The 1,887-nt window shown below is 40.1% G+C and carries 2 protein-coding genes; both read left to right on the top strand.

Features of this window, described 5'->3' with window-relative positions; translation table 11 throughout:
- Positions 1 to 543 precede the first annotated feature (543 nt).
- A complete protein-coding gene (locus tag QUB24_RS33305) occupies positions 544 to 1,209 on the top strand; it encodes a hypothetical protein (RefSeq protein ID WP_333157853.1) in 666 nt (221 codons plus the stop codon).
- 203 nt (positions 1,210 to 1,412) lie between these two features.
- Positions 1,413 to 1,814, top strand: a complete 402-nt coding sequence (locus QUB24_RS33310) for a hypothetical protein (RefSeq protein WP_333157854.1) — start codon at positions 1,413 to 1,415, stop codon at positions 1,812 to 1,814.
- Positions 1,815 to 1,887: the final 73 nt, after the last annotated feature.

Here is a 1,887-nt window from a genome sequence, read left to right on the forward strand (position 1 = left end):
TCGCTTCTGTGATTTATTGCGTAAGCGTTGCTTGCCGTAGGCGTCGCATCCCTCTTTAAAAACTGTCCGGAGTATTGTTGCTATAAACAGGATAAAATGCTATAAAGTTTTGTTGTCGTTACACAATAAGGATCGTCAATTAAATAATTTCCCTTTTTTCTTGTGGGATGGGCGTCCCGCCCGCCCAGAAAGGACGGGCGGGACGCCCATCCCACAACAGTCATGAAAAGTGGATTTTATTTAATTCTCATCCCTAAGTAAATCATGAAAAATCAATCTTATCTAAACTTGAAACATTCTCAATTTCAACGTTTGATTTGGTATCAAAATTCAAACCTTAAAAGCAAGGGTTAACGCCAGGCGTAAATTTCAAGTCAGAAAATCAGAAAGACAGAAGAAGTCGTCGCACCATCCTAACTCTCGAAGAACAGGTCTTAGTCGCCTTGGAATATTGGAGATAATATCGAAGTATCGGCTCAATAAGTAGGGGTAGCAGAGAAAAAGAAGTAAGCAGAATACACAAAGTGTCATAAAATAGGACACATGACGCAAAAGATTATTTCACAAGACAAGTCATCCTTCAAGATACTGCAAACCATCGACCCAAAAGGTATTGCAGACGAATCCATGCCTCACACAGTAGAGATATTACTGAACCTAATAGAGCAATTAGAATTAAAAGTCAAAGACTTGGGGTCAGAGAATCAACGGTTGAAAGATGAAAACAACCGATTGAAGGGAGAACAAGGAAAACCAGACATCAAAGCCAACTCCAAAGGATTCAGCAGCCAGCACTCATCAGAAAAAGAGCGAAAAACGCCAAAAAAGCACAAAAAAGGCAGTAAGAACGCGACGATTAAAATAGATCGAGAAGAAATACTAGAATATCCCAAAGAGCGACTGCCAGCAGATGCAGAATTTAAAGGATACGAACAAGTAATCATCCAAGATATCAGCTTGGCAACCGACAACATATTATTTCGCAAACAGAAATATTACTCACCCTCAGTGGGGAAAAGTTATGTAGCAGAATTACCATTAGGCTACGAAGGAGAATTTGGACCAGGAATCAAAGCCTTAATCATCAGTTTGTACTATGGTGGCAATATGACGATGCGGCAAACTACTAGATTTTTTAGCCGATTTAGGTATTTCTCTATCAGCAGGTTATTTATCCAAGCTGTTAATCAAAAAACACTTCCTTTTTGAAACCGAGAAAAAAGAAGTTTATGATTCAGGACTAGCAAGTAGTCTGCAGGCAACACTTCGACCCAACTGGTGCGCGTGTAGGTGGAGTAAACCATACTACCAATATCATCTGCAACCCTTTATATACAGTCTACTTTACAACAGCGAATAAAGACAGATTGACTGTCCTGAAAGGATTACAGCCAGGACGAGAACTAGAATTCATGTTGAATCCACTCACATTCTCACTAATTCAGGACTTCAAAATCCCGACTAAATGGCAGAATGCTCTCAAGCTATTACCTCAAGAAACGGTGTTGAGTGAGTCACAGTTTAATCACCTACTCAATAAGTATCTACCCAAACTGGGTGATCAACAAGTTACCCGGATTAGGGAAGCAGCAGCTATTGCTTTCTATCATCAGCAAACAGATTGCCCAGTCGTACAAACTCTTTGCTGCGATGATGCTCCCCAATTCAAGTTAATCACTGCCGAGCGAGCGTTATGTTGGGTACACGAGGGAAGGCATTACAAGAAGTTAAGCCCGGTATTCCCTTGCCATCAAGTAATTTTAGGGCAGTTTATCGAAGATTTTTGGGATTATTATCGGGAATTATTAGCTTAGGACTTACGCATTGACAAAATAACTAAACAGTGCATTGATAAATAATTGTGGTCTACTTTCTAGGTATCGGACA

This window comes from Microcoleus sp. B9-D4, from assembly GCF_036705105.1.
GTDB lineage: Bacteria > Cyanobacteriota > Cyanobacteriia > Cyanobacteriales > Microcoleaceae > Microcoleus.

Coding starts and splice junctions, on each gene's coding strand:
- QUB24_RS33305 (WP_333157853.1), top strand. CDS start 544: ATGACGCAAAAGATTATTTCACAAGACAAGTCATCCTTCAAGATACTG.
- QUB24_RS33310 (WP_333157854.1), top strand. CDS start 1,413: ATGTTGAATCCACTCACATTCTCACTAATTCAGGACTTCAAAATCCCG.